This is a genomic window from Mycobacteroides sp. PCS013 (assembly GCF_049532645.1).
In the GTDB taxonomy this organism is placed as follows: Bacteria; Actinomycetota; Actinomycetes; order Mycobacteriales; family Mycobacteriaceae; genus Mycobacterium; species Mycobacterium gwanakae.
Genome location: NZ_CP150131.1, coordinates 1,328,448 through 1,351,761 on the forward strand (window position 1 = coordinate 1,328,448; position 23,314 = coordinate 1,351,761).

At 64.4% G+C, this 23,314-nt stretch carries 17 protein-coding genes; 4 read left to right on the top strand and 13 right to left on the bottom strand.

Annotation, left to right across the window (positions count from 1 at the left end):
• Positions 1-28 precede the first annotated feature (28 nt).
• From RHO23_RS06450 to RHO23_RS06460, 3 genes are read left to right on the top strand one after another with little or no spacing between them, the layout of a single operon-like run.
• Positions 29-4,405 carry an amino acid adenylation domain-containing protein gene (locus RHO23_RS06450; RefSeq protein ID WP_423488827.1) on the top strand — a complete coding sequence of 1,459 codons (4,377 nt, stop codon included), beginning with the start codon at positions 29-31 and terminating at the stop codon, positions 4,403-4,405.
• Positions 4,402-5,691: an NADPH-dependent L-lysine N(6)-monooxygenase MbtG gene (gene mbtG / locus RHO23_RS06455; RefSeq protein ID WP_044104714.1), complete on the top strand. Its 1,290-nt coding sequence runs from the start codon at positions 4,402-4,404 to the stop codon at positions 5,689-5,691. Before RHO23_RS06450 ends, mbtG begins: the two co-directional genes overlap by 4 nt.
• A complete protein-coding gene (locus RHO23_RS06460; protein WP_423488828.1) occupies positions 5,672-5,887 on the top strand; it encodes an MbtH family protein in 216 nt (71 codons plus the stop codon). Before mbtG ends, RHO23_RS06460 begins: the two co-directional genes overlap by 20 nt.
• On the opposite strand, the gene RHO23_RS06465 is transcribed toward RHO23_RS06460, so the two are convergent.
• From RHO23_RS06465 to RHO23_RS06520, 12 genes are all read right to left on the bottom strand, one after another.
• Positions 5,888-7,636, bottom strand: coding sequence for an ABC transporter ATP-binding protein (locus RHO23_RS06465; RefSeq protein ID WP_423488829.1), 1,749 nt, complete (start codon positions 7,634-7,636; stop codon positions 5,888-5,890).
• Positions 7,636-10,218 carry an ABC transporter ATP-binding protein/permease gene (locus RHO23_RS06470; RefSeq protein WP_423488830.1) on the bottom strand — a complete coding sequence of 861 codons (2,583 nt, stop codon included), beginning with the start codon at positions 10,216-10,218 and terminating at the stop codon, positions 7,636-7,638. Before RHO23_RS06470 ends, RHO23_RS06465 begins: the two co-directional genes overlap by 1 nt.
• 94 nt (positions 10,219-10,312) lie before the next feature.
• Complete coding sequence (locus tag RHO23_RS06475; RefSeq protein WP_044105790.1) at positions 10,313-11,608, bottom strand: MFS transporter; 1,296 nt, start codon at positions 11,606-11,608, stop codon at positions 10,313-10,315.
• A gap of 74 nt (positions 11,609-11,682) precedes the next feature.
• Positions 11,683-12,591, bottom strand: coding sequence for an ectoine hydroxylase (gene thpD, locus RHO23_RS06480; protein WP_030098120.1), 909 nt, complete (start codon positions 12,589-12,591; stop codon positions 11,683-11,685).
• Positions 12,588-12,980 (bottom strand): ectoine synthase, encoded by a 393-nt coding sequence (locus tag RHO23_RS06485; protein WP_030098119.1) that lies wholly within the window; start codon positions 12,978-12,980, stop codon positions 12,588-12,590. Before RHO23_RS06485 ends, thpD begins: the two co-directional genes overlap by 4 nt.
• A gap of 39 nt (positions 12,981-13,019) precedes the next feature.
• Positions 13,020-14,297 carry a diaminobutyrate--2-oxoglutarate transaminase gene (ectB, locus tag RHO23_RS06490; RefSeq protein ID WP_030098118.1) on the bottom strand — a complete coding sequence of 426 codons (1,278 nt, stop codon included), beginning with the start codon at positions 14,295-14,297 and terminating at the stop codon, positions 13,020-13,022.
• A 28-nt stretch (positions 14,298-14,325) separates the two neighbouring features.
• A complete protein-coding gene (gene ectA, locus RHO23_RS06495) occupies positions 14,326-14,787 on the bottom strand; it encodes a diaminobutyrate acetyltransferase (protein WP_030098117.1) in 462 nt (153 codons plus the stop codon).
• Between the two features lie 309 nt (positions 14,788-15,096).
• The gene (locus RHO23_RS06500; protein ID WP_423488831.1) at positions 15,097-16,740 is read right to left on the bottom strand and encodes an FUSC family protein; all 1,644 of its coding nucleotides are present in this window, start codon (positions 16,738-16,740) and stop codon (positions 15,097-15,099) included.
• 3 nt (positions 16,741-16,743) lie between these two features.
• Positions 16,744-17,367 carry a MerR family transcriptional regulator gene (locus RHO23_RS06505; RefSeq protein WP_046253557.1) on the bottom strand — a complete coding sequence of 208 codons (624 nt, stop codon included), beginning with the start codon at positions 17,365-17,367 and terminating at the stop codon, positions 16,744-16,746.
• A 62-nt stretch (positions 17,368-17,429) separates the two neighbouring features.
• Positions 17,430-18,638 carry a Dyp-type peroxidase gene (locus tag RHO23_RS06510; protein WP_070917808.1) on the bottom strand — a complete coding sequence of 403 codons (1,209 nt, stop codon included), beginning with the start codon at positions 18,636-18,638 and terminating at the stop codon, positions 17,430-17,432.
• Between the two features lie 2 nt (positions 18,639-18,640).
• Positions 18,641-19,114, bottom strand: a complete 474-nt coding sequence (locus RHO23_RS06515; RefSeq protein WP_070917807.1) for a copper chaperone PCu(A)C — start codon at positions 19,112-19,114, stop codon at positions 18,641-18,643.
• Positions 19,115-19,120: 6 nt separating this feature from the next.
• Positions 19,121-19,825, bottom strand: a complete 705-nt coding sequence (locus tag RHO23_RS06520) for a FadR/GntR family transcriptional regulator (protein ID WP_423488832.1) — start codon at positions 19,823-19,825, stop codon at positions 19,121-19,123.
• Positions 19,826-19,960: 135 nt separating this feature from the next.
• On the opposite strand from RHO23_RS06520, the gene RHO23_RS06525 reads away from it, so the two are divergent.
• Positions 19,961-21,178 (top strand): CynX/NimT family MFS transporter, encoded by a 1,218-nt coding sequence (locus RHO23_RS06525; RefSeq protein ID WP_070917888.1) that lies wholly within the window; start codon positions 19,961-19,963, stop codon positions 21,176-21,178.
• 11 nt (positions 21,179-21,189) lie between these two features.
• On the opposite strand, the gene RHO23_RS06530 is transcribed toward RHO23_RS06525, so the two are convergent.
• Positions 21,190-23,298: a RecQ family ATP-dependent DNA helicase gene (locus tag RHO23_RS06530; RefSeq protein ID WP_423488833.1), complete on the bottom strand. Its 2,109-nt coding sequence runs from the start codon at positions 23,296-23,298 to the stop codon at positions 21,190-21,192.
• Between the last annotated feature and the right edge of the window lie 16 nt (positions 23,299-23,314).

Here is a 23,314-nt window from a genome sequence, read left to right on the forward strand (position 1 = left end):
AAGAGCGAAAACGCGAGGTGAGATCGAGTTGCGCACCGTGAGCGATGGTGGCGTCGAGGTGGACGTCACCAGCCGAAGGGCGTCGGCAGGCCTCGATCCCGATGCCGCGCCACGGCTGTCCGCAGGGCAGCACCGCATATGGTTCGCCCACGGGGTGACGCCCGCGCTGATGAATCTGTGCCGTTCGTACCGGCTCAGCGGTGAGGTGGATATCGAGAGATTGCGGGCCGCTGTCACCGCGGTGGTGGCCCGCCACGAGACCTTGCGCACGACGTTTCGCGCCGGCCCCGACGGCGAACCGGTGGCCGTGCTGCACGAAGACCTACCGGTCCGATGGGTCGAGCACGATGTCAGCGACCTTGCGGGCACCTCGCAAGAGCTCCGGCTGGGCGTGCTGGCACAGCGTGAATTCGCGACTCCGATCGATCTCACCGTGGAGTCGCCGTTGCGTGTCACGGTCATCCGCACCGGCGCCGCAGAACATGTCATGCTCGTTGTCGCCCACCTCATCGCATGGGACGACGACTCCTGGTCGGTATTTCTTGCCGATCTGACTACCGCGTACGTACACGGCGTGATTGCGGAACCGCTACCGGTACGGCCTCCGCACGATGGGGCCGATCAGGCGGATCTCGAGTACTGGCGTGACGAGATGGCCAATCCTCCTGAGCCGCTGGAGCTTCCGGGCGTCAATGGTTCGGTGGCTGCGAGCGACTGGAAGGCTGCACGTTGCACGGCGCGTCTTTCGGCCTCGGTCATGGGCCGCGTCGAGCAACTTGCGCAAGAGTCGGGCACCACACCGTATGTGGTGTTGTTGGCCGCGTATTCAGCGCTGCTGCATCGGTATACACATGCCGAAGACTTCCTGGTGGCCGCGCCGGTTCCCACACGGGAAGCTCACGCACAGGGCAGTATCGGGCACTTCGGGCACACCGTCGCGCTCCGCATGCGTCCGCACAGCGGTGAGAGCTTCCGGGATCTGCTGGCGAATGCACATCGGACCACTCTGAACGGGTTTGCCCACCAACGGGTGAGTCTGGACCGCGTGGTTGCGCGCGTGGGCTTCGCCATGGGTGCCGATTCCGCCGCCCGGTTCTGCCCACCTGGAATCCACTGTGAAAGAACATCATTGGAAGGGCAGGTGGCATACGTGCCGCTTGGCCTGCGGATCGAAACCGGGCCCGATGGCGCCGACGTGGTGGCCGAGTACCTGGTGGACGTGTTGGATGAGCGTTTGACCACGCAGATGCTCCGTCACTTCGCCAATCTGCTCGACTCCGCGCTCGCCGATCCGAACCGCCCGCTGGCCAGTCTGGATCTCATGGACGGTCGCGAAGCCCAGTGGCTGCGGGAGGTGTCGTCCGGAGAACTATTCGAGGCGGAGCCGACGACGCTCGGCGAGCTGGTGGCCGCCCGCGCGGCCGCACAACCGGATGCCACCGCGCTCGTCTACGAGGGGCGGCACTACTCGTATCGGGAAACCAACGAACTGGCGAACCGGCTGGCGCACTGGATCATTGGGCAGGGGATCGGTACCGAAGATCATGTCGCGGTGCTGCTGGACAAGTCGCCGGATTTGATCATTACCGCGCTCGCCATCGCCAAGGCCGGTGCCGTCTATGTCCCCGTTGATCCGAATTACCCCGCTGATCGCATTGCGCACATCCTCAGCGATGCGCAGCCGAAGTTGGTCATCCGGGAGCCGGTAACCGGTGTTGAGCAGTTCGACCCCCGTGAGCCGGTCGATGCGGACCGGGTGCGGCCGCTGACCGCCGACAACGCCGCCTATCTCATCTACACATCGGGTTCGACGGGCCTGCCCAAGGGTGTGACGGTCACGCATCGTCCGCTGACCGAGTACTTCAACTGGTTCCGTGCTGAGTATCGGGTCAGCGGATCCGATCGGGTACTGCAGGTGGCCTCGCCGAGCTTCGACGTATCAGTGGGCGAGATTTTCGGCATCCTCAGCTGCGGTGGCCGGCTGGTCATCCCGCGTCCGGGCGCACTCGGTGACGTCGCGTATTTGACGGAACTGTTGAACAGCGAGGGCGTTACCTCGATGCACATGGTGCCCTCGTTGCTGGGGCTGGTGCTGTCTCTACCCGGAGTCACGCAATGGAAATCGCTACGCCGGGTGCCGGTGGGTGGTGAGGCGTTGCCCGGTCCGGTCGCGGACAAGTTCCACGCCACTTTCGATGCGTCGCTTCACAATTTCTATGGTCCCACCGAGACCGTCATCAACGCCTCACGGTACAAGGTGCGCGGAATTCAGGGTACGCGGACCGTTCCAATCGGTACCCCCAAGATCAACACGCAGATTCACATCCTGGACCAGACGCTGCGACCGGTGCCGGTGGGGGTCATCGGCGAGATCTACATCGGCGGAACGCATGTGGCGCGCGGATATCATCGGGCCGCCGGTCTCACCGCGCAGCGCTTCATCGCCGATCCCTTCGTTCCCGGACAGCGGATGTACCGGTCCGGTGATCTTGCGCGGCGTAGCGCGAACGGAGACATCGAGTTTGTCGGTCGCGCCGACGAGCAGGTGAAGATCCGAGGGTTCCGTATCGAGCTCGGTGAAATCGCCTCGGCCATCGAGGTAGACCCGAGCGTCGGCCAGGCGCTCGTGGTGGTCGATGAGCTGCCGCACGTCGGCAAGCGTCTTGTTGCGTACCTGACGCCGGTCGGTGGACACGTAGTCGATCTCGATCGAATCCGTGCCAGGATTTCGGCTGCCCTGCCCGACTTCATGATTCCCGCGGCGTATGTCGTGCTCGACGAGATGCCCATCACCCGGCACGGCAAGATCAATCGGGACGCTCTGCCGGCACCGGAGGTCGGGTCCGTGACCAGACGCCGGGAGCCGGAAACCGCGACTCAGCGACAGGTGGCGGCTCTTTATGCGCGCCTGCTCGGGGTTGCGACTGTGGGTGCGGACGACTCGTTCGTCGATCTAGGGGGTCATTCGCTGCTGGCGAGCAAGCTATCGGCGGCGATCCTGACCGAGTGTGGAGTCGGGGTGGACATCCGCGAGATCTTGGAGCGGGGCACTGTCGCAGGCTTGGCCAAGTTGGTCGACCAGCGTCGTAGCGGGCTCGTCGCGGATGACGAGGATCGCGAGGGCGAGCCAATCCCGTTGCTTCCCAGCGGTCGTCGCCTCTATGAGCATGGAAACCCGCGTAGGCTGGCCGAAACCCATGTCTTCTGGCTGCCCGAGGGCATTACCCGATCCACGCTGGAGGAACTTCTCAATGCGGTGGTCGGGGAGCACGAGGTGCTGCGCAGCCGGCTTGACCGCGAGCGCCTGGAGCTGGTTCCGCGCACCCGGCAGTCTCTCCGGTTGGTCGAGATTCTTACGGAGGATCCGTCCGATGCGGCCGGTGCTGAGATCGGCCGTGCGGTGGACCGACTCGATCCTGAACAGGGCTGGATGCTCTCGGCGGTATGGCTGCACCCTGAAGGCGAGCCCGGAGTCCTCATCCTCGTGGTGCATCAGCTCGCCGCTGACCCCACCTCCTGGCGAATCATCATGCAGGAGCTGGAATCTCGATGGCAGTCGCTGGTGGCGGGTGCTGTGCCGCCCAACTCTCAGACCGGTGGTGGCTACCGCCGTTGGGCCAATGCGTTGGTCGCCGAGGCTCGGGATGTGGGCAGCCTGCCGTTCTGGATCGCCCAGCTGGACGGTGAGGATCCCCCAATTGGTTCGCGTCGAATAGAGCCCGAACTCGACAGGGAGGCCGATGTGGCGGTCACCGTCGAGTCCGCGCCGGCCGATGTCAGTGCGGTCCTGCTGAACTCCGGGATTCCGATGGAGCAACTGCTGGTGGCGGCAGCGGCACGCACCGTGGCCCAGTGGCGTCGCCGCCGCGGACAGGCCGCGGTCGAGACGCTGCTGGCGGTGCAGGTCTCCGGACGCGGGGACGCTACTGCTGAGACCGTGGGTCTGCTCGGTACGGCGTATCCGCTACGCGTGGGTGGTACCGATCCGCTGGGGATCGGACCGCGCGGTTTGGTGGAGCGAGTCGCCCGGCAGCACAGCGCGATGCCAGGGCGGACCATCGACTATGGGCTACTGCGATACCTGCGTGCCGACACCAGCGCGGTGCTGCGGCAGTATCGCGATCCGCAGATCCTGTTGAACTACCTCGGACACGATCGTGGATTCGAGGGTGACTTCCTACGCCGCGATGGCTTGCTTTCGGTATCGGGTTCGCCTGTGCCCGAGCCGGAATCGGCGGTGCGTCACGAGCTCAGCATTGCGGTGCTGATCATGGGGACTACCGAGGGGCCGTCCATCGGAACGCTGTGGCAGGCGGTCCCGGAGGTGCTCGAGCGCTCGGAGATTACCGAGCTGCAATCGATTTGGCACGAACAGCTGGGGATTCTGGCGAAGGAGCTATGGTGACGTCCACATTGGCAGTGATAGGCGCGGGAGCCAAGGCGGTGGCGGTTGCCGCGAAGGCGGCCGTGCTGCGTGAATGCGGGGTCGACGTACCCGATGTGGTGGCGATCGAACGTCAGCAGGTCGGTGCCAACTGGCAGGCGTGCGGTGGCTGGACGGATGGACAGCACCGGCTGGGTACCAGCCCCGAGAAAGATGTGGGTTTCCCGTATCGATCCGCCGTGGTGCCGGGGCGTAATGCCGAGATCGACGCCCGGATGATGCGTCTGAGCTGGCAGTCCTACCTCATCGCCACCGGCCAGTTCGCCGAGTGGGTTGACCGCGACAAGCCCGCGCCAACGCACAAGCGCTGGGCTGACTACCTGACGTGGGTGGCCAACACGGTCGATATGAAGGTGGTTCAGGGCGAGGTAACCAGTCTGTCTATCGATGACGACAGATGGGTTGTGGGTACCAACGACTGTTCCATTGCCGCCGACGCGGTCATGGTGACGGGGCCCGGGCAGCCGGAGCGTTCTGTGCTACCCGAGCACCCGAATGTCTTGTCGATCGCCGAATTCTGGCGCCGCTGCGCCGGATCAACACGCCTCACCGCAGAACGTGTCGCCGTGATCGGCGGAGGTGAGACAGCCGCGTCAGTGCTCAATGAGCTTTTTGGACACCGGGTTTCGACGATCACCGTGATCTCTCCCGGCGTCACACTGTTTACCCGTGGTGAAGGGTACTTCGAGAACGCGCTGTTCAGCGATCCGACCGGGTGGTTGCACCACACCATGGAGGAACGGCGCGACGCGTTGAACCGTACCGATCGCGGCGTGTTCTCGGCCCGTGTCCAGGAGTCACTGTTGGCCGACGACCGTATCCGCCATCTGCGTGGCCGCGTGGCCCATGCCGTCGCCCTGGAAGACCGGATCAGATTGACGCTGCGCAGCGACCGTGCCGGCGAACCCTCCGAAACCGTCCATGGCTTCGATCTGGTGATCGACGGGGCGGGTGCCGACGCATTGTGGTTCCTACCGCTATTCGACCAGAGCGCTCTTGACCTCATGGAGCTCAAACTGGGGGCCCCCGTGGACGGTAACGTCTTGCAGGAATCCCTTGGCCACGACCTGTCCGTCAATGGTCTGACTCCTAAGCTCATCCTTCCGACACTCTCGGGTCTGACCCAGGGCCCGGGGTTCCCCAATCTCAGCTGTCTCGGATTGTTGTCCGATCGAGTGCTCGGTGGGCACAGCAGTACCGAATCGGCTCGTCGCGAAAGGAAAACAAGTGAGTACCAACCCATTTGATAACGAGAGCGGCGTCTTTTACGTACTGGTCAACGACGAGGAGCAGCACAGTCTGTGGCCGACGGCCATTGAGGTGCCGGCGCAGTGGCGCGTGGCCTTTGGCGAGGCCTCGCGTGCCGATTGCGTCGAGTACATCGATGCCCACTGGACCGACATGCGGCCCAAGAGCCTCCGCGACGCGATGGCGGGCAGCTAGCTAGTTTGTAGCTGCGGTGATGCGCCATCCGGTGGTGGATTCTTGTTGGCGCCAGAATTCTGAGAAACGGCCTCCGAGAGAGCTGAGTTCGGTGATGGAGCCTTGTTCGATGATGTGGCCGTTGTCGATGAAGAGCACGTGATCGGCGTTGCGGATCGCGCTGAGCCGGTGAGCGATCATCACCCGGGTGCGAAGACGCGGATCATTCCCGATGGCGTCGGTGATTGCGGTTTCGTTTTCGGTGTCCAGGGCGCTGGTGGCTTCGTCGATGAGCAGGACCGGGGCGGGTTTGATGAGTGCTCGGGCGATGCTGACGCGTTGGCGTTCACCGCCGGATAGTGCGGTGCCGGCTTCGCCGACACGTGACTGTTCGGCATCGGGCAGGCGTTCGATGATCTCGTCGACGCGAGCCAGTGTCATGGCTTGGTGTATTTCGTGGTCTGTGGCGTTGGGGTGTCCAGCTAGGACGTTGTCGCCGATGGGTGCATCGAAGAGGTACGGATGCTGGAAGACCATGCTGACCAGGGCGCGGCGGCTGGCGGTGTCCATTGTGGCGACATCGGTTCCGTCGATGAGGATTTGGCCGCTTTCTGGTTGTTGCAGCCCGGCGATGAGCGCGAGGATGGTGCTCTTCCCGGATCCAGATGGCCCAACGATCGCCGTCGTGCTCCCCGGTTCCAGCACGAAGTTGATGTCGTTGAGGACGTGTTCGCTGGTGCTGTCGTAGCGGAAGTCGACACCGCGGAATTCGATGCGTGGGGCGGGGGTGTCGGGGGATGCGACGGCGTCTCCGGGCTGATCGGCGGCGTCGGTGGTGATGATGGTGTTGAGACGCTCAAATATGGCGCGCGAGTTTTCGACGGCGCCGGCCAGGCCCGCCAGCACGGTGAATGGTTCCAGGAATCGCACCACGATGACCATGAGTGCGACGGCTTCGGGTGCTCCGATCTCGCCGCGCACCGCCAGGGCTGTGGTGGTGCCGGCGAGCAGGATGAGGGTGATCTGGCTGACGATGCTGAACAGCAGCTGACCGGGGATCTGAAAGAGCAAGAGCCGCATGGTCGCACCACGTGCTGTCGCGACGGCTTCGCCGGCCTGGCTGCGGGCGGGGTTCACGCGTCGGCTGGCTCGTAGGGCGGCTTGGGTGCGTGCGAATTCCAGGATGCGTTCGGTCAGTGCACTGTGTGCCTTGGTGTCTGCTTCGTCGGCGGTGCGCACGATGCGGATACTGGCCAGCAACGTACCCAGGAGCAGCGGCAGGGTAATGAGCGCCGCAACACCCAGCTTCCACGAGATGAAAAACAGCCCGATGGTGATGGCCGCCGGTAACAACACCGCACCGATCATCGGCGTCAGTAGGTTGGCGATGAATCCGACGAGGTCGGGGCCGCCGGAGGAGATTGCCTGGCGGGCCATGGCGGTGCGTTCGGCGGTGAACCAGTTCAGTGGGATGTGGGTGAGCCGGTCGGCGACTTGGTGTTGTGAGTCGTTGAGTAGGGCGAATCCGATGCGGTAGCCGATGCGGGCCAGCGTGGTGTCCACGATCCAGCCGCCGATGGTGACCGCGGTGAGCACGGCGAGCCAGGGCAGTGCGTGGGTGGGGGTGGTGCCGAACAGGGCGCCGAGCAGCGGCACGAGCAGCAGACAGCCCGCGGCGCGAAGTACTACGGATAGCACTGAGAGTGCGCTGTAGGTGTAGAGGGAGTTGCGGTGTGCGGGTGGGATGAGGCGGATCAGGTGGGTCAGCATCAGATGTTCTCTCCGGCAAGGACGCTCGAGGGTTCTTGTAGGCGTGCGTCCCATAAGCGCCGGTAGCGTCCGTTGTTGGATAGCAGCTGCGTGTGGGTGCCGGTTTCTACGAGGTGGCCTTGGTCTAGGACCACGATCTGGTCGGCGTCGGCGATGGTGTGTAGTCGGTGGGCGATGACGAGCACGGTGCGGTTGTGAACGAGCCGGGCCAGGGCTTGTTGGACCAAATATTCTGATTCGGGGTCGGCGAAGGCGGTGGCTTCGTCCAGGATCAGGATGGGGGTGTCGGCCAGCAGGGCGCGGGCGATGGTGAGGCGTTGTTTTTCGCCGCCGGACAGTTGGGTGTTGGTGTCCAGGACGGTGTCATAGCCGTTGGGTAGCCGCAGGATTCGTTCATGGATTTGCGCGTCGCGGGCGGCGGTGTGGATCTGGGTGTCGGTGGCTTCGGGGCGGGCCAGTGCGATGTTTTCGCGGACGGTTCCGGCGACCAGTTGTACGTCTTGGAACACGAATCCGACCTTGGTGTAGAGCTCATCGGCGCTCAGGGCGCGGATATCGGTGCCATCGATGCAGATAGCGCCGCCGTCGACGTCATGGAAACGTGCTAGCAGCGAAGCCAGCGTCGATTTACCCGAGCCGGACGGACCCACCAGCGCCGTGACGGTTCCCGGCCGCAGCCTCAGATCCACGCCGTGAATAACCGGCACCCCCGGCCGATACCCAAACGTCACCGCATCAAACGACACGGACGTCTCTCCGGCATGCCCCTCGGAAGCCTGCTCGGTCAATTCGGTCTCGCCGAGGGCAACCGCGATATGCCGCGCGGCCTCCACACCACCACGAATACCGCCGAGGCCGTAGGCGATTCCCAGTAGGCGGGTGCCGAAGGTGGTGCCGAGCACCAGGAATGGCAGCAGGGTCGTGGGCTCCATGGCCCCCGCGACGACCAACAGCGTGCCGGCCCCGGCGATCAACCACAGGAACGTCGTCGGCCGGGTAACAAGATCCATAAAGGTCTTCTTCCCAATGAACGGCCGTTGCCATTCATTGAGGAAGGACAGGTATCCGTCCAGCCTGCGTTTGAACGAGGACGCCGCCGAGCCGCCGAAGATCCGGATCACCGGCTGGCCTTCAAGATAGGCGGCCGATTCTCCGCTCATCCGCTCGCTCCAGCGCGAGGCCTCGATGATCTTCGGGCCGCTCTGGAACATCATGGTCGCCGTCGTCACGAGGTAGATCAGGATGGGGATGAGAAGCACCAGCGCCAGGCGCCAGTCGACGACGAAGAGGTAGATCAGCACCGCCACCGGCCCCACGACGGCGGCCACCGCATCGGGGATCGCGTGAGTGATCAGATAGTGCAGCGACAGGGTGTCGTCCTGAATCAGCTTCTTGACCGATCCCGAACCGCGTTGCGTGAACCACCCCAACGGAACCCGGGAAAGCTTCGACAGGAGCCGTTGCCGAACATCGGCGCTGAACCGTATTTCGACGACATGCATCCAGACGGTGAGGGCAGCGCCGAGAGCGGCGCCGAGTACCAGCAGTGTCAGGAAGATGAATCCGGTGTGCCATAGGCGGGATTGGTCGGCTCCGGCCAGCAGCTGTCGGGTGAGCTCCACCAGCACCACGAACGGTGCCAGCTCGACCATGGTGATGATCGCCTGCAGCACACCACCGGCGATCATCTGCTTCTTGACCGGCGCCAACAACTCCCCGGCAGCCTGCGAACGCCAGCGGCCTTGGGGCACTGCAGGTTCGGAGTGAGCGGCAGGATTCTCGGCGACGGGCTTGGGGGCAGCGGGCTTTGCGACGGGTGCCTGCTGAGTGTCGGTGTCTCCGCGGCGGCTGCCCATGGCGCGGCCGAAGGTCCAGTAGGCCGCGGCATGCACGTCGGCCTTGGGGAATCCGAATTGTTCTTTGAGGCGCTTGCGCAGATGTTTGAGCGAGCCCGCTTCGGGTCCGGCCCAGGCGTACCAGTTGGACCAGTCGCGGGCCTCGATCGCGCCCGCCAGTGAGGTTTCATCGGTGCGGTCCACCCAGTGCAGAACCCGCCGGGGATGCTCGGTCAGCGGGATGAGCTCATCGTCGGGGCTGTGGCGTTCCAGATAGACCTCGACATCCACATCGGCGGGCAGTGCGGCCAGGATGGAGTTGATCGCCGGGATGGACGCCGAATCGCCGATGAGCAGGAATCCGGCCGGAAGATCCTCGGGAACCTCAAAACGTGCTGAGCCGAAAGCCACTACTGGAATGGTCATTCCGGGCTGGGCCGCCCCCGCCCACCGGCAGGCGGGCCCGGCGGGTTCGTGGATCACCACATCGATCGCGAACTCGCCGGCCCCGGCATCCGTGGAGACGATGGTGTACGCCCGCTGATGCTCAGTGGTACCACCCTCGGGATCGGGGAACCAGAACCGCAGCCATTCGGCCGGCGTGTGTAGCAGGTCCTCGAAAAGAGTGGGCGCCGACATCGTCAGCCGCACACAATTCGGTGCAACCTGACTGGTACCGACGACAGTGGCTACGTGATCACGCGCCCCAAGCCCGCGCAGCACCGCACCCTGGAAACCTCTACCCATGCTGATGTGACCTTTGTTTGTGCTCTGCGTGGCTCCGGCCGACACATCCGGGCCATTTACTTAGCCCATCCTAACCTAAGGGGTACGGACGGGGTCAGGTGCGAACGGCGACGTCGTCCGGTGGGGCTGTTTCGGCCTCATCGGGGTCCGCACAGGGGATATCTGTTCCGGCGATCGAGGCCCCAGCCGTCTCGATGAGGAACGGTAGGGCGCATAACCCGACGGCGCAGGCCAGCATCAGGTAGGCGGCAGGGAAGAGATCCCATCCGGTCGCATCGACCATGAGGTCGTTCACCAGTGGCGCAGTACCACCGAACGCGGCGGTCGAGAGGTTGTAGGAAATCGCAAAGCCCGCGTATCGCACCTGGGTGGGAAACATACAGGGGAAGGTCGCGGTAATGGTGGACAGCTGCGGTATGTACAGCAACCCGAGTACCGCGAAACCGACTATTGCCCAGGTGAATCCCTGCCCCATGAGCCAGAACATGGGTAACGCGAGGACAAGAAGCCCGATCAGGGAGAACAACCACATGGGTTTGCGCCCGACGCGGTCGGACAGTGCGCCGCAGAACGGCAGAAATGCCATCATGGCGACTTCTCCGATGAGGACGACCATCTGCCCTTCGGTCTCACTCATCCCGAGCCGGGTCTTCAGGTAGGTCGGCTGATAGCTCAGCAGGGTGTAATTAGTGATGTTCAGCGCGATGACCAGCAGCATCATCACGATCATGGGGCGCTTGTAGTCACGCACCAGATCCTTGAGCCGCTCAAACGCGGTCTCCTGGCCCTGCGGCTCCTGCTCCTGCATCTCCTTGAACAAGGGTGGGTCATCGAGGCGGCTCCGTAGATACCAACCGATGAGGCCCATCGGGAGCGCGATGAGGAACGGAATGCGCCAGCCCCAGGAGTGCATGTCCTCCGCGCTGAGGGTGGCATCGAGGACCAGAACGAACGCGGCGCCCGTTGCAAAACCGCCCAAGGTGCCGAACTCGAGAAACGAACCGTACTTGCCGCGCTTCTTATCGGGCGCGAACTCGGCCATAAACGTTGCCGCGCCGCCATATTCGCCGCCGGTGGAGAAACCTTGGATGACCCGCAGCAGGATCATCAGGGCAGGCGCCGCAGCACCGATAGTCGCCCAGCTGGGCAGCACACCGATGAGTGTGGTGGACAACGCCATCAGCACGATGGTGATGGCCATAACGCTTTTGCGGCCCAGCCTGTCACCCAATGGGCCCCAGATCATCCCGCCGAGGGGCCGCAGCAGAAACGAGATCGCATATCCCAGCATCGTGAACGCGGTGCCCAGGGTGGGGAAGAACGCCTGAGTCAGGAAGGTGGTTGTGGCCGCATAGACGCCGTAGTCGTACCACTCCGTGGCGTTTCCCATGGCCGATGCCGCGATGGCCCGGTGCAGCTGCCGCCGACCCGTGGGTGACTGGAAGTCCGGGCCGACGGTCGTCATCAGCGAATACTCGGCGGTCGACCGGTGAGTGGCGTGAATGTCCGCGCAGCGATGTACTCCGGACGAGGCTCCGATCCGGCGAAGGGGCGCTCTGGCGCGTTCTCCACCGAGTTGAACACCAGGAAGACGTTCGAGCGCGGGTACGGGCTGATGTTCGATCCCGACCCGTGCATCAGGTTGCAGTCGAACCACAGCGCATCGCCCGGTTGCCCGAGGAACAGTTCGATACCGCTGGTGAGGGCGGCCTCGGCGAGGGTGTGGGTGGATGGAACGCCGACCTCTTGCTCCACCAGAGATTTCCGATGGTTTTCGTGCGGGGTGGCACCGACGCATGGGTAGAACGTCCGGTGGGTGCCCGGCATGACCTGCAGCGTGCCGTTATAGGCGACGTTGACGGTCAACGCGATCGAGCAGGACACGGTGCGCATCTGGGGGAGTCCGTCTTCGGTGTGCCAGGTCTCGAAATCCGAATGCCAGTAGAAGCCACGTCCTCTGAATGCGGGCATCGCATTGATGCGCGATTGATGCAGGTAGACCGGCCCGCCCAATAGCTGCTCGGCGACGTCAAGTACGCCCGGCGAGCACGCGACGTCCATGACTACCGAGCTCAGGACGTGCGCCTCGAAGATGGACCGCACCTCATGCGATCCGGCCTCCCGGATGATCCGCGGGTCGTCGCCCAATTGCGATGGCACTCTGTCGATCTCGTTGCGCAGGGTGGATACCGTCATGTCGTCGACGGTGCTCGGTCTGATCAGGAATCCCTGCTCAGACATCTGCGTGAGCGCCGGCGGTGCCAGGGGCCCCTCGCCCATGGCGCCCCACACCACAGGCTCCGTCCTGACGATCGGAGGCTGTTCGGTTTCGAGACGGCTGGGGTAGCGATCGACGATCGCTGGGGCACTCATGAGAGCGCAGGCGCGGCAGGGTATGCGCCGGACTCGTCGTGGACCTCCCGCCCGGTGACAGGAGGATTGAACACGCACATCATGCGCATCTGGGTATCGGCGGAAAGTTGGTGTCGCTCATTGCCGTTGAGCAGATACATGCTGCCCGGCCCGAGTGTGAACAGTTCACCGTTCTCCAGGTTGGTCAACGTACCGGTACCGGCGGTAAGCCACACCGCCTCGATGTGATGCTGGTAATGGAAGACGTGGACTGTACCCGCGTCAATGGTGGTCTCGTGGAAGGAGAACCCGACTCCGTCATCTGCCAGCACGATCCGCTTGCTATGCCAGCCTTCGCCGCTGACATCGCGTTCTGTACCCGTGATCTGCTGGGTAGTACGGACGATCACGATAGTTTCCTCTCTCGATCGATTGGATTCTGTACGGACTCAGGCGGATTCCGCGATGGCATCACGCAAGGTGGCGATGCCGATGTCGAGCTGCTCGTCGGTGGTGGTCAGCGCGGGAAGCAGCTTGACGACCTCGTCCTTGGGGCCCGAAGTCTCCACCAACAGGTTCCGCTCGAACGCGGCCTTGCTCACTCGAGAGCCCCGCTCGGCATCGGCAAAGGCAATGCCCTGCACCATGCCGCGGCCACGCACGGTTACCGAGTCGTCGTCGGCGACCAGCGCGGACAGCTCGCTGTGGAGTCGGTCCCCCTTGCGGCGCACGTCATCGCTGAATGTGCTATCCCGCCAATAGTTCTGCAGCGTTGCGGTGGCGGTCACGAAGGCCGGGTTGTTCCCGCGGAAGGTGCCGTTGTGCTCACCCGGAGCCCACTGGTCGAGATCGGGCCGGATCAGGGTCAGAGCCATCGGCAGTCCGTATCCGCTGATCGACTTGGACAGTGTCACGATATCCGGGCGGATGCCCGCGTCTTCGAAGGAGAAGAACGCACCCGTTCGGCCGCAACCCATCTGGACGTCGTCGATGATCAGGAAGATTTCACGGGCGCGGCACAGGTCTGACAGCGCACGCAGCCATTCGGCGCGAGCTACGTTTACTCCACCCTCGCCCTGCACGGTTTCGACGATCACCGCGGCAGGCTTGTTGAGTCCGCCGCCTTCGTCGTCGAGAACTTTCTCAAACCATTGGAAATCTTCGGTGACGCCACCGAAGTAGTTGTCGTACGGCATCGGTGTGGAGTGCACCAGCGGCACGCCCGCTCCGGCCCGCTTCATGGAATTTCCCGTCACGGCCAGTGATCCCAGTGTCATTCCATGGAAGGCATTGGTGAAGCTGATGACCGACTCGCGCCCGGTGATGTTCCGCGCCAGCTTGAGTGCGGCTTCCACGGCGTTGGTTCCGGTGGGGCCGGGGAACTGGACCTTGTAGTCCATGCCGCGCGGCTCCAGGATGGTGCGCTCGAACTCCTCAAGGAAATGCTGCTTGGCCACGGTGGCCATGTCCAGACCGTGCACCACACCGTCGGTCGTCAAGTAGTCGATGAGGGCGGTCTTGAGCACCGGGTTGTTATGCCCGTAGTTGAGCGCGCCCGCACCGGAGAAGAAGTCCAGGTAACGCTCACCGGTGGTGTCGGTGAGCCAGGATCCGGAGGCGGACGCAAAGGTGGTGGGCCAGCTACGGCAATAGCTCCGCACCTCGGATTCGCGTTCGTTGATGACCTTCGGAAGCCCAGCTTCCTGAGCGGGCAAGGTGGCGGTCATTTCTGTATCCCCTTTCGGCCCAATGTTTTTAGGCACTGTGGCTGGGTGTTTTATGTGGTTCCAGCGGAGTGAGCCGCAATAGTGGCTCTGCCTCATGTGCATCGGGAAAGAGGTCCTCGCCGAATCCTGCGGACTCGGTGAGCTCCATATCCCGCCGGCGGGCAAATCCGGCGAATAACGCACGCGAAGCGGTATTAGACTGTGTGACAGTGGTTTCCATAACCAGGGGTTCACCCTGTAGGGCGGCGAGAGAGTCTGCGAGCCAGGCCAGCATGCTGGCGGCGAGTCCTTTTCCACGGTGTGCCGCATCGACCCCGACCTGCCAGATCATCAGTGATCCAGACGGCCTGAGGTATCCCGTGACGAATCCGATTGTTTTGTCGTCAACACGTGCGACGGCGGCCGTAGAAGGAAAGTCGGTGCACCACAACAGGTATGCGTATGAAGAATTGACGTCCAATACGCCGGAGTCGCGCGCGATGCGCCACATCTGGCGAGCATCCGACTGCGTTGGGTGGCCAATCGACCACACAGGGGTACAACCTTTTTCATTCTGTAATTCAGTATCGACCACTAAAAATCACCATCACCACAACATGTTTCGTATCAACTCGGGTTTCGTACCGTCCGACCGTAACCACATTGACACCCGGATGGCCAGGACCGGCACCAGCGATGCGGGTCAACTCATGGCGTTTGCCGAGGGTATCCACCTGATGTGACCCTCGTCACATTATTGTGGGACCATGAGAACTTGACGGCATCTTGACGAATGTGCCTCGAGATTGCCCGGCAAAATTCAGTCCTTGCCGCTGAAGCAGCGCTCCCAGCGGTCTGGGTCGGCGAGCATCTCGCCGGGAGGGGTAGCCCAGCAGGCGGCCACCAGGTCATATCCGTGGTGAATGAGTGCTGCGTGTGCGGGCCAATGGGCCTGCAGCCAGTCGGGCTCGTTGTGTGCGCTGTGCACCCCGGCCCGGATAGCGCCCTCGAGTTCGAAGGACAGGTCGCGTGCTTCTGCGTACGCCGCGTCGTGGGCGGGCTGCACGCGGGCACTCGCGACCAGAGCCAATGCCGCCTGTCGGATCCGGGCCTCGGTGAATGTGAAGGTCTGGCGATGGGCACGCGGCGCGATCAGATACATGGACGCCATGGCGACGGCGACACCGATCAGCGTCTCCGCGAGGCGGTCGCGCACGATTGAGGTGACGGACCCGTGCAAGGTGACCACGCCCGCCGACAGCAGTGCGATGGGCGTCACGAACATGACGGCGACGGCGTAGTTGCGTGGCAGGAAAAGCTCGGTGCAGAACTGCAATGTCGCGATGGCGGCGATGAGCGCGTACCCGGTGAGGGAAAGCTGGTACAGCACTGCGAAGAGGCCGAGCCCGATCACCGTTCCCGCGAAGCGGTGTAGTCCGCGCACCGTTCCGTGTAGCCGGTCCGGACCCAGATGGACGATCACGAGAGCGCTCAGGATCGCCCATTGCGGGCGTGTCAGCCCGACGGCGGAACTGATGACTCCGGCGCCAAGGCAGGCGATGCCGACGCGTCCGGCGGTGATGGTGGCGTGTGAACGGAACCGCACCGAGCGGCGTAACCGGTACCAAATGCTGGGCCGGACCACCAGGACGTGGTCGCCCGGGATGACGTGATCGAGCACCATCTTGGTGCCGACCGCGGTTTCGGTGAACCGACGATGGGTGTCGAGCATCGTGGCCACCAGGGGTGAATCCGACCGGGTGGAGATTCCCGCGTCGTGCAGGGCGGTCCAAGCCGAGGAGATCGCGAGTCCCGCGGCGTGGCGTGCGTCGACTGTCGCCTTGCCTGGCTGTGCGTAGCCGTCAACGGCATCGACTGCCCGCTGCACGGCGACACGTTCCGGTTTGTGAAGGTCAACCGCGGCGCCGACCATCGAAACGGCCACCGCTGCAACGGCCCCCAGGCTTGCGCAGACAAGAATCTTGATCGGATCCACACCCCATTCGGTCGCGCCGAGCGCGCCGCCGCACACCAGCACGAAGAACAGGGCACCCGGCGGACCAAGCCGAAGCGCGTCGACGGTGTACACGACCGGGACCGCGACGGCCGTCAGAGTGAGGATGATGGCCACCTTGTTGGCGACGCCGCCGGGGGCATGAGTGCCGACGACGGCGCCGAGCATCGCGATGAGAAGCAGCGCCGCTCCCGCGGTGGCGACGACGGCGGCACGTACCCGGTACGGGCGTCCCTCGCCGTAGAGGACGGCGAAGGCGCCGTAGGTGACATAGAGTGCCGCATTCGGATACCCCGCGGCCACCACGAGCGCCCCGGGAATGGCGACGGCGGCACCGGCGCGTAAGCCGATGCTCCACCGCCTGCCCGCCGGCGGCGCGGAGAACAGGATGGAACGGGCCCGGGCGATCTGCGGTAGCGGATCCGGCGATTCAGGCGCGGACGGGGTCACACGTCATTTCATACCGTGCCGCTGCCGGTAGGCGCGCTGTTTGCAGGCGGGGGAGCAGTAGCGTGCAGGCCGTCCCTTCCCGTGCGTGATCAGCTCGGAGCCGCAGAAATCGCAGCTCGTGTGCATCTCGGCGGGTATTTCGTCACGAACTGAAGGAGATTCGTAACAGGTGCCGCGCGCCGCGGACACCAGGTTGTTGCCGGCAGCGCGGCCACGGGGGGTGCGGATGCGGAGCTCACCATCGAGATACGGGCAATCGACGATGTCCTCGTTCTGGCAGGACAGCAGGTGGTTCAGGTATTCGCGTGCGCGATTGAGCTGTTCGATACGCGTGGAGATCTCGGCGACCTGTTCGGTGACCGCGACCCGCCAGGTATCGGGTTGCGCCGAATGCGATGTCACGACGGCCGCCTGGCGCAGCGGCATCATCCCGGTGATGCAGCACAGGTATGCGATGCCGATGCGCCGCAGGTCTCGCTCGGTGTAGGTGCGGCGTCCGCTGTGCTGTACCGGCGAATTCAAGACGCCCTGCTTCTCCCACCACCGCAGGGTCGACGGGCTGAGGCCGTAGAGGGCCGCCGCCTCGCCGATGTTCACGGTGGGTTCGGTGGGTGCAGGTCTGGACATCAAGCTCACTTCACCATTGAAACTTAGGTAAACCTAACTTGCAAGGGGGTGTGAGCGACGCACTAGTCCAACAGTGTCCGGCCGAGATATCCGTCCTCAGTGGTGCCCGGCGGTATGACGAAGACGGCAGATCCGACCGCGGTGTTCCACTGATTGAACTCGTCGCGTTCGGCCAACCGTCGCTGAACCGGGACGAACTGCGTGGCGATATCACGTTGATAGGCAGCGAAAATTAGGCCCGAGTTCGACGAAGAGCCGGGCAGCGGTGCGTCGTCGAAGTTGTACGGACGGCGCAGGAATTTCTCGCGCGGATTGCGGTGGCGGGCCAGGGCGACATGTGAGGTAGCCGGTATTACGGGGATGCCACCACGGGTCATCTCCAGGTCGGGTTCGTCGGATTCCTTCTCGCCCGTCAGTGGCGCACCGTTGGCTGCTCGCCGGCCCATCACCAGGTCGCGGAGCTTGACGTCTAGCTGGTCCCATCCGTCCAGGTCCATGGTGATCCTGCGGAGGACCAAAAGCGTTCCGCCCCTGAGCCATTGATGATCCTCGCCCTGGTGCCACAGCAGAGTGTCGAGCTCGGGCACAGTGGGGTTCACCGTGCCGTCGACTTGTCCCATGAGGTTGCGCATGGTGCCCCCCGAGGAGTCTTCCGCGCGTGGTGTCCGGAATCCGGTCTGGCGCCAGCGTTCGGTGGCCAGCGAGCGCACATTCTTCAAGAGAACCCGCGCCGCATGCGCCACCACCAGCATGTCGTCGGCACAAATCTGCAGCAGGAGATCTCCTCCGCACCAACGTTTGTCGAGTTTGTCGGTGGCGAACGCCGGGAAGTCGCGTGCCGAGGCGGGACATCTGCTGGCCAGGCCCGCCTTGGCGAACACCGACGGACCCAAGCCCGTCGTGATGGTCAATCGTGCTGTGGTCGTTGCCAATTCCGGCTCGGTGTCGGCGAGCGCGGGCAGGCCCTGGGTCAATCTGGCCGCGTCGGTGGTCCACAGACGTAAGACCGACCGCAGATTCTCCCGTGTTGACTGTTCGTCTGTGCTGCTGCCGGGTAGTAGATCCAGGGCGAGGAACAACGCGTGTGACTGCGGGGCGGTGGCGATTCCGGCCTGATGCTCTCCGTGGAACGGCTCGACAGCAGGCGCGCCCTGTGGCCGTGCTGCTTGGGATTGGGCAGACCACGCCGAGAGCCCGGCGCCCGCGGTGAGGGCGGCCGCGGCGCCGCCGCCGACAATGAGTCCCCGTCGGGACAGAGAACGACGCGTCATGCTCAGGGCTGGTAGTTCTCGTTGCCGCCTGCGAAGTCGCGGATCTGGGCGGTCAGCGGCTTGGTCGAGCCATCCTGGAAGGCCAGCGTGATGACGACGTCTTGGCCCGGGCGCAGGGGCGTGGTCAGTCCCATGAGCATGACGTGATCGCCGCCGGGGGAGAGCTTGTGCTCGCCGTTGGCGGGAATGGCGACCCCGCCCTCCTTGGGGCGCATCAACCCGCCGGGAGTCACCTCATGGAGCTCGACAGACCGGGCGGCCGGCGAGGTGGCGGACACGATGCGTGCCTCACTGGAACCGTTGTTGTGCACGGTGCCGAACACCGAGGTCATGGAGCCGTCGGGAGCGGACTTGGCCCATTGGTCGGTGATGGTGACTGCCGAAGCCTGCGTGGTCTGGGTGGCGGATGTGGACTCATGCGCCGAACAACCGGCGAGCAAGGACAGCGCGACTGCTGCCGGGATGACGATCTTCACGTTCAGCTAGTCGTGTGCCGGTGACGGAAAGTTCCGGCGGCGCAGGCTCAGCTCGCTGAAGAGCCGCTCGGTGGCGGTCGTGGCGGCGTCGATATCGCCGGCGATGACAGCCTCGACGAGCATCGTGTGTTCGTGCTCGAACGAGCACTCCGCGCCTATCGGGTTTCCTCGCATGTAATGGTCCATCAGGCCCAGCAGCGAATCGTAAAGTTCCAGGTAAAGGGCATTGTGGCTTGCGGCCACCACGGCCCGGTGTACCGCGATGTCGGTGGAGATGGCGTCCTCGACATCCTGGGGTGCGACGTGGTGGGGCGCCCATAGCGCGTTGCGCCGTTGCAGCAGGGCGCGGAGGTGCTCGATGTCATCCTCGTCACGTCGCTGGGCGGCGAGCCCGGCGGCGGTCACCTCAAGGGTCTGCCGCAGTTCGATCAGATCGCGATCATTGGCGGCCGCGAAGTAGTCGGCTATGGCCGAGCCGCTTCCGCCCACCGACAGCACGTAGGTTCCGGACCCCTGGCGCCGTTCCAGCATCCCGGCGTGTACCAGGGCCTGGACCGCCTCTCTAATTGTGTTGCGGGAGGTCCCGGTGAGCTCGCACAATTCAGGTTCGGTCGGAATGCGCGCGCCGATGGCCCAGCGTCCCGACAGAATCTCCTCGCGGAGTTGCTCGGTGACCTGGCCAATCAGTGTTTGGCGACGGACCGGCTGCATGAGGGCTCATCGTAGCGTGCGGTGGAAATCACCTTGAACCCATTCATCCATTCATCCTATGATTTGCCGGGGCATACAGGAGGATGAACGTTGACTACGGCTGCGCAAGACACCGGAACCGCCACGCACGATTCGATGCGGGCCGTATCGGCGACCGCGCTGCGCCGTGGTCGCCTCATGGTGCTGGTCGCGATCCTGTTGTTCGCGCTGTGCCTTCGTTCCGCGGTCACCTCGCTGACGCCGCTGCTGACCCAGATCTCACACGAGATCGGGTTCGGGTCTGCGGTGATCGGTGTGTTCGGGATGCTGCCGACGGCCATGTTCGCCGTCGCGGGACTGGTGACCCCCGCGCTCACCGAGCGTTTCGGTCTGGAGCGCACGACACTCGCCGCGGTGGTGGCCACCGTGATCGGTATGGCGGCGCGGCCCGCGATGAACTCAACCGGCGGTTTGTTGGTGCTGTCCTGCCTGGCTCTGCTCGGCATGGGCATCGGCAACGTCGTGATCCCGCCATTGGTCAAGCGGTACTTCTCGCATCGGGTCGCGCTGATGAGCGCTTCCTATCTCACGGTGTTGCAGATCGGCACCACGGTTCCGGCGTTGACCGCCGTGCCCCTGGCTGACACCTACGGTTGGCGATTCTCGCTGGCGGCCTGGGTGCTTGTTCCGGTCGCCGCGCTGCTGCCGTGGATCGGTGTCGTCATCGCGCGCCGCGGCCATGATGTCGAGGACCATTCCGCCGAGCCGCATGCGGATCCTTCTGCGGTGGGCCAAGTTTGGCGATCACCGTTGGCGTGGGGCATGGCCGGTATGTTCGGCATGACGTCCCTGGTCACGTATTCCATGTTCACCTGGATTCCGGCGATTCTCACCTCGGCCGGCGGCAGTGCCGCGCTGGGAGGCGTCATGGTGGCCATCTTCTCGGCCGTGGGATTCGTTGGCACGCTGACGATCCCGCCGTTGGCTGCCCGTATGCGTAACCCGTTCCCGCTGGTGGTGGCCTGCCTGGTCTGCTTCCTCGTCGGATTTGCCGGGCTGTTGTGGATGCCGATGACCGCGACCGCCGTGTGGGTGATCGCGCTCGGATTCGGGCCGTCCACCTTCCCGTTGGGATTGACGCTGGTGAATCTGCGTACCCGCACGCCTGCCGGTTCCGCGGCGTTGTCCGGGTTTACCCAGGGGGTCGGCTATGCCGTCGCGTGCTTGGGCCCCTTGCTGTTTGGTGTGCTGCACGACGTGACCGGCGGTTGGTATGCGCCGTTCGGCCTTCTGCTCGTCGCAATCACCGTGCTGGGCGTCGGCGCCTTCCAGGCGTGCAAACCGCGCATGCTGGAAGACACCTGGGGCCGCTGAGCCCCGCCGGATCAGGCCGGTTGGTGGATGAGCAGTGGCAGTACCGCTCGCGCTCCGGCCTTGCGCAGATGGGCGGCGGCAACGGTGATGGGCCACCGGGTAGACGTCGAGTCTGCCACCAGCAGAACGCATCGGCCGTTGACCATGTCCCGGAGTGAGTCGTCTGTGCTGATCGCGTCACGCCAGTAGGCGGCTTCCTCGCCGCCGGAGGAATCACGGCCCGGAGCCATACCCACAACCGCTGGCATCGCCGCCTGCTGTAGGCGACCGATCGTCGCAATTCGCTCGGTCACCGGTTGCACTGGCCGGGGCGTACCGGTCAGCTGCAGCGACACCGCGATCTCGGGGCGGGCGACCCATTCGTCGCGCCATCGAGCGAGCGTGGAAACCGCGGCCTGGGTCAGGACTTCGATCGCCTCGGGCTCGCCCGTTACCGCAGCGGCGATTACCCCGCTCCACTCCGGGGCATCGGCATGGACAAGCACGCGGCCGGGCTCGGCGAGCAGGTCCGCTGGAATCTTGCCGCGGGTACCGAACTCTCCGCCAGGCCACATCTTTCGGGGTTCAAGCACCGTGGAGTCGGTGCGCAGGGTGGCCGCGACCATCTGCATCAGCTCGGCGGACGCGGGCGATCCGAGCCCATCGGGTGTCTGCCCGAGGCACACCGAGCACTGTCCGCAAGATGCGGCCTGGGGGTCGTCGAGTGATTCCGTGAGCAGCTGCATGAGGCAGCGCTCTCCACGTGTGTAGGCCTTCATGATGTCGGCCTCGCGGCGGCGGGTGGCAATGATGCCGTCGTAGTGCTCTGTGTCGAAATGCCAAGGGCTACCGGTAGATCGCCAGCCGCCGTCGACCCGCTCCACCGCGCCGTCGACGGCGAGTTGTTTGACCATGAGCTCGATTCGTGTGCGCCGAATACCTGTCTTGGCTTCGAGCGCGTTTACCGATACCGATCCCTCATCATCGCGCGTCTCACCGGCCAGAGCGGTGAGCACCGTGTCCATCTGCTTGGGATCTGGAATCGAAGCGGTGGTGAAGTAGTCCCATATGCCGGCGTCCGATTCCGACGGAAGCAGCACGACTGCCGCATGGTCGATGGCGCGGCCGGCGCGCCCCACCTGCTGGTAGTAGCCGACCGGCGATGGCGGTGACCCGATGTGGACTACGAATCCGAGGTCGGGCTTGTCGAAGCCCATCCCCAGGGCAGACGTGGCGATCAGCGCCTTGATCCGGTTCTCACGTAGCGCGTCCTCCAGCCGGGCTCGCGCGTCCGCGTCGAGTTGGCCTGTGTAGGCAGCGACTTTCGCCTGTGGGTGTACCGCATGGATGGCGTTCACGAGCCGTTGTGCATCGGCGACGGTGAGTACGTAGACGATGCCCGACCCAGGCAGTTCGTCGAGATGACGAGCGACCCAGGCATAGCGTGCCAGCGGCGACATCGGTGGTAACACGTTGAGCTGCAATGAGCGACGGGCTAGCGGTCCCCGGAGAACAAGGGTGGCGTCGCCCAGCTGGGTGGCCACGTCTTCGGTGACCCGCGCGTTCGCGGTGGCGGTGGTGGCCAGTACCGGTGTATACGGATTCATCCGGGTGAGCACGTCGGAGACCCGGCGGTAGTCGGGACGAAAATCGTGTCCCCAGTCCGATACCGCGTGCGCCTCGTCGATGACCAGCAGCCCCATGGAGCCTTCGAGTGCCGAAAGCACCCTACGGCCGAATGAGGGGTTGGCCAGCCGCTCAGGTGATACCAGAAGCACATCGACGTCACCGGCCACGAGCCGCGCCTCGATCGAACTCCACTCGTCGAAGTTCGACGAGTTGAGCGTCGCGGCGCGCAGCCCTGCCCGAGCGGCGGCGGCGACTTGATCGCGCATCAGGGACAGCAGCGGCGAGACGATCAGTGCCGGACCGGCGCCCTCGGAACGCCGGATCGCTGTCGCGACCCAATACACCGCGGACTTGCCCCAACCCGTCGCTTGGACCACCAGCACCCGAGCTGCGGGCTCCAGTAGTGCTGTCACCGCCGTTTCTTGATCTTCCCGCAGGACTGCACCGGGACCGGCCAGCGCCTCGATCACCTCTCGGGCCTGATCTGCCCTGGCCCCGTTCAGTTGGCCCATGCCTCAGGTCCCCCTC